Below are 5,119 nucleotides of genomic sequence, written 5' to 3' on the forward strand. Positions count from 1 at the left end.
CTGGTGTTCGAGGGTCCGCGCAACGCGTTCTATCTCGGCGGCGACGAGCGTGACGTGCTGTTCGTCATCGGCGGAATCGGGGTGACACCCATCCTCTCGATGATGCGGGCGGCGGAGCAGCGCGGAATGAATTGGCGCGCAATCTATGCCGGCCGCAGCCGGGAATACATGCCGCTGCTGGACGAGGTGACCTCGCTGGCTGCGGACCGGGTAATCGTGTGGGCCGACGACGAGCGCGGCCGACTCGCCACGGCCGACGATCTCCTTGTCGGTGCGACACCTACCACCGCGGTCTACGTGTGCGGACCGAGCGGGATGTTGGAATCGGTGCGCATAGCCCGCGACGAGCACGCCAACGCGCCGCTGCATTACGAGCGGTTCAGCCCGGCGCCGGTGGTCGACGGCATCCCGTTTGAACTCGAGCTCGCTCGCTCGCGGCGGGTGCTCGACGTCCCGGCTAACCGCTCGGCGCTCGACGTCATGCTCGACGCGGACCCGACGACGGCGCACTCCTGCCGACAGGGCTTCTGCGGGACCTGCAAGGTCAAAGTGCTCACTGGGCACGTCGACCGTCGAGGTCGGCTCGCGGAATCCGACGGCGAGATGCTGGTGTGCGTCTCACGCGCGACCGGTGGCCGCGTGGTGATCGACGCCTAGGGCGCCTGCTGCAGGTGCAGGTTGTTGGTCTCCTGGTAGCCCTGCGGGTTGCCGCAAGCTTTCACGTTGTTGGTGATCTGCACGGTGCCGTCCAGCGTGTTCGGATCCCAGGTGTAGTGGAAGCCGATCGCGTCCTTCACGTCGCCGCCCTCTTCACAGGAAACGCCGCCCTTGCCGTCCAGCGTCCACTGTCCGTTGACCAGGTTCGCCTGACCTAACTTGTTGATCGAGGCGCACCCGTCACCGCAGGGGGTGATGTACCAGTCGCTGTGCACCTGGTGGCCGTCCGGATAGGTCTCGGTCTCGATGTAGTGGCCGTTCAGCGTGTCCGCGACGGACACGGGAGCCGTAACTACCAGGGCGAGACCGGCGAGCATCGCGCCAGCGGCAAAGCCGCGTGTGATCGTCATGAACCGGTTCCTTTCGTCAGCATGGCCAGTGTGCCAGGCACTGTAGGTGGGTATCACAGCAGCCTCTCGGTTCGCGGGGGTTTGGCCCCTTCGAAAGGGTGAACGCACGATGACGAACGGGTGAGTAACTAACTGCGCCGTCGGGCGTTGTCGAAAATCCTTTCTGGATGGTGGTAGTCGTTGGTTGTCGGCCGGCCGTGATCGAGATGGGGCGGCGGAATCCACTGGGTGTCTCCGCTGCCGACTTTGATTGTCCGCCAACCCTTATCGACCATCGTGTGGTCGGGTTTACACGCCAGCGTCAGGCGGTCGATATCCGTCCGGCCGCCGCGGGCCCAGTCGTCCATGTGATGAACCTCGGTCCAGTATGCGGGGACATTGCAGCCCGGAGCGGTACAGCCACGATCCTTCGCGTGCAGGACAAGTCGCTGGTCTGCCGAAGCTATTCGACGGGCCCGGCCCAAATACAGTGGCCGATTTTGGTGCTCGTCGAATACTGCAAGGTAATGGTGTGCGCGACTGGCCATCCGGATGAGGTCGCGCATCGGGAGAACCGTTCCGCCACCGGTGACAGCCTGGCCGGCGGCTGCGCTGAGTTCCTGCAGCGTGGTCGACACGATGACGGTGACCGGCAGTCCGTTGTGCCGCCCGAGTTTCGGATCTCCCAGTTGACCGCGAACGAGCGCGTTGAGCGCGTCGTGCTGCCGCTGAGCATGACTCCGCGTATCGGGTTCATCTGCGGCGCAAGAATTTTCGTTGTCCGGGTTGTACGCGCCGGGCGCCGCGAACCGCGCCAGCCACGCGTCGAGATTGGCGCGCAGCTCCGGCGAAGCGACCAGCTTGCCGATGCTCATTCCGTCAGATCGTTGCGGCGCCCAGGTGAACCCGCGCCGGCGGGCTCGATCGATGTCGGAGAATTTGCCGTCGGGATTGATCAGCACCGCGCAGCGATTCGCCACCTTCTCCAACTGGTCGGGTCGCAGCGCAGTCGCCTGCTCCGCCAGGAACCGCTCAGCGCCCTCGACTGTGTCGGGCGGTGTGTCCGAGGGCAGGTCGCGGACGAACGTCTGGATCACCTTCAGGTGCTGCGGATCGAGCAGTCCGTCCCGCCAGACCTGAGCCGTCGCGGGCAGTTCCGGAGGCAACGTCTCGCCGGTGATCGTGGTCCGCGGTCTGAGCTGCTCGGCGTCGCGGAGACGGCGGCGAACGTCGGCGCAGCTGATCCGGAGCCAGTCGGCGATCACCCTGTGTACCGGGCCGCCGACGTCGGCGGGGTCCTCGTCGGCAAGGCCGGCGACAAGATCGTGGGCGGTTACGAGAAGCCGACGCCGTACCGTCTCGAGACGCTCGAGGGCGCGCAGGCGGGTAATGGGGTCGGCCGTCGCAACGTCCTTCTCGCCCACTGTGGTCACGGCGGCGTCCAGCGCGTCGAAAGCTGCCGTTATCGAATGCATGTTCGAAACATTAGGTGCAGCTCCCGACCACTAAGCGTCGTCGAGGCGGCAGGTGCGGAGATCTGTGGACAAAGGCGCAACTGTGGATAAACCCGCCACGCTTTAGGGTGAAGTCATGCGGGTAGCTGTGCTGGGTTCCAAGGGCAAAGTCGGCACGACGATGGTGCAGGCGGTGCAGGACGCCGACGACCTGACCTTGTCGGCCGAGGTCGATGCCGGGGACGCGCTGAGCCTGTTGACCGACAGCAACACCGAAGTTGTCATCGACTTCACGCACCCCGATGTCGTCATGGCGAACCTCGAGTTTCTGATCGACACCGGTATTCACGCCGTTGTGGGGACCACCGGCTTCACCGACGAACGGCTGCAACAAGTTCGGTCATGGCTGGCCGCCAAACCCGGCGTATCGGTGTTGATCGCGCCGAATTTCGCCATCGGTGCGGTGTTGTCCATGCATTTCGCCAAGCAGGCCGCGCCGTTTTTCGAGTCCGTCGAAGTGATCGAACTGCATCATCCGCAGAAGGCCGATGCTCCTTCGGGGACCGCCGGCCGGACTGCCGCGCTGATCGCCGAGGCGCGAAAAGACCTGCCGCCCAATCCAGATGCCACCAGCAGCAGCCTGCCGGGTGCCCGTGGCGCCGACGTCGACGGCGTGCCGGTGCATTCAGTACGGCTGGCCGGACTGGTCGCGCACCAGGAAGTGTTGTTCGGCACGTTGGGAGAGACCCTGACGATCCGGCACGACAGCATCGACCGCACGTCGTTCGTGCCGGGCGTGCTGCTGGCGGTTCGCCGGGTCGCCGAACACCCAGGCCTGACAATAGGAATCGAAGCGCTGCTCGATCTGCAATGACCTCAACGCGGCGTGGTGTGCCCGTCCAGTTGATGATCGCGCTGATGTGCGCGGCGCTGCTGGCCTACATCGTGTTGCTGGGCAGGACCGCGATCTTGATGATCGGCTCCGGGCGTGGCGTCGCTATCGCATTGGGCGCTGCGCTGTTGATCCTGCCCGCCATCGGCTTGTGGGCGATGATCGCCACGTTGCGCGCCGGCCTCGCCCATCAGAAGCTGGCCCGCCTTGCTGCGGAAGACGGCATGGAACTCGACGTGAGCGCGTTGCCGCGACGGCCGTCGGGGCGCATCGAACGCGACGCGGCCGACGCACTTTTCGACACGGTCCGCAGCGAACTGGACATCGATCCGCACGACTGGCGTCGCTGGTACCGGCTGGCCCGTGCCTACGACTACGCAGGAGATCGAAGCCGCGCGCGGGAAGCCATGAAGAAAGCCGTCGAGTTGCAGGGTCGCACGTGAGCAAAACGCTGTTGAGCCGGCCCGATGAACGCCGACACAAACGGTGATCGCCTGGTCGAATAGGCGCCCGCGAAATGGTGCCGGAATGGCGGTATCAACGGCGTAGTGTTCGGACGAATAGCGCCGAGCGGAGTCCGAGGATGCCGATGAGCGATCATGACTGGAGCAAACCAGCGGCGGTGGCCATTCCCAAGGAGGGGTACTTCGAGCTCGAGCGGGGCAGGTACGGTCCGATCTATCCGAGAACGCCCGCCTGCTATGGCTTTTCGATCATCGCGAAGGTCAAAGAGGGGCGCGAAGAGGCCGTCCGTGCGTACGGCAAGCAGATCGAGGAAGCGATTGCCGGGAGTCCCGACGTGCTCGCGCCGCTGCGGCTGCACTACTTGCGGTGGGTACTGTTCGACGTCGGTTCGGGACTGCATTTTCAGTACCAGGGCATCTTCGACACCGATTTCGACAAGTACACCGAGGATGCGGTGGCGCTGTTCAGCGCGACGGGGATCACCACGGTGTTCACCAACCTAGAGGGATTCCCGGAGGACTGGAAAGAGAATCCGGACGCCTTCGTGCAGTTCGTCCGTGAGCACCAGTGCCCCAGTTTCCTGGAGTACGGGGAGTACCCCTACGTCACCGCCGACGAGATCAAAAAGGCCCTGCGGCTCAAAGCGGCGTTCTCCGACATGCTCGATCAAATGCAGTGATCCGCACCGAAACACGCACCGATGCTTGAGTTGGACGACATTCAGCACATTCTGCTGACCCGTACGCCGGCGATGACAGGCCGCTATGAATTCCTGTCGTTCCACGACCCGGCCGGCGGCCGGGCCTGGCTCACTGAGCTGCTCGATCGGGTGCAGTCGGCCGCGGATGCGCAGGCCACGATGGACCGCTCACAGCGGTGGATCACGCTGGCGTTCACGTGGAGCGGCCTACGAGCAGTCGGAGTGGAAGAGGAATCGCTGGCGACTTTCCCGGAGGCGTTTCGCGAGGGGATGGCGGCTCGGGCAGACATCTTGGGCGACAGCGGGGCTAACCACCCGGACAACTGGGTCGGCGGTCTGGGCGGCGGTGACTTGCACGCAATCGCGATCCTGTTCGCGCGCGATGACGCCGAACATGCTCGTGCCACGGGAGAACACGACAAGCTTGTGGCCCGGTGCGAGGGCGTGCGCAGTCTGTCGGTGTTGGACTTGAACGCGACGCCACCGTTCAATTACGCACATGATCACTTCGGGTTCCGCGACAGGTTGTCGCAGCCGGTTATCGAGGGCTCGGGTGAAGTGC

6 protein-coding genes and 1 pseudogene are annotated in these 5,119 nt (G+C 64.7%); 5 read left to right on the forward strand and 2 right to left on the reverse strand.

The genetic code is table 11. The annotated features are described in order from the left end of the window. Window positions 1-657: iron-sulfur cluster-binding domain-containing protein (locus VN856_RS06785; RefSeq protein WP_325687402.1), on the forward strand; the 657-nt coding region annotated here is incomplete at its 5' end. Here VN856_RS06785 and VN856_RS06790 read toward each other — a convergent pair. Continuing rightward, the gene (locus tag VN856_RS06790) at window positions 654-1,067 is read right to left on the reverse strand and encodes a hypothetical protein (protein ID WP_325687404.1); all 414 of its coding nucleotides are present in this window, start codon (window positions 1,065-1,067) and stop codon (window positions 654-656) included. The two genes, VN856_RS06785 and VN856_RS06790, sit on opposite strands and share 4 nt — an antisense overlap. A 128-nt stretch (window positions 1,068-1,195) precedes the next feature. Continuing rightward, window positions 1,196-2,521, reverse strand: a complete 1,326-nt coding sequence (locus VN856_RS06795; RefSeq protein WP_325687406.1) for an HNH endonuclease signature motif containing protein — start codon at window positions 2,519-2,521, stop codon at window positions 1,196-1,198. Window positions 2,522-2,636: 115 nt separating this feature from the next. Between VN856_RS06795 and dapB the strand changes: the two genes are divergently transcribed. From dapB to VN856_RS06815, 4 genes and pseudogenes are all read left to right on the forward strand, one after another. Further along, on the forward strand, window positions 2,637-3,374 hold the full coding sequence (dapB, locus tag VN856_RS06800) for a 4-hydroxy-tetrahydrodipicolinate reductase (RefSeq protein ID WP_325687408.1): 738 nt from the start codon (window positions 2,637-2,639) through the stop codon (window positions 3,372-3,374). After that, complete coding sequence (locus VN856_RS06805) at window positions 3,371-3,835, forward strand: hypothetical protein (RefSeq protein ID WP_325687410.1); 465 nt, start codon at window positions 3,371-3,373, stop codon at window positions 3,833-3,835. The genes dapB and VN856_RS06805 overlap by 4 nt, the downstream gene beginning before the upstream one ends. A gap of 146 nt (window positions 3,836-3,981) precedes the next feature. Beyond that, window positions 3,982-4,536, forward strand: a complete 555-nt coding sequence (locus VN856_RS06810) for a hypothetical protein (protein ID WP_325687412.1) — start codon at window positions 3,982-3,984, stop codon at window positions 4,534-4,536. A 21-nt stretch (window positions 4,537-4,557) separates the two neighbouring features. Continuing rightward, window positions 4,558-5,119, forward strand: a pseudogene (locus VN856_RS06815) (peroxidase); the annotation flags it as partial.

Origin of the sequence: Mycobacterium sp. (assembly GCF_035603715.1) — a bacterium.
Taxonomy (GTDB): domain Bacteria; phylum Actinomycetota; class Actinomycetes; order Mycobacteriales; family Mycobacteriaceae; genus Mycobacterium.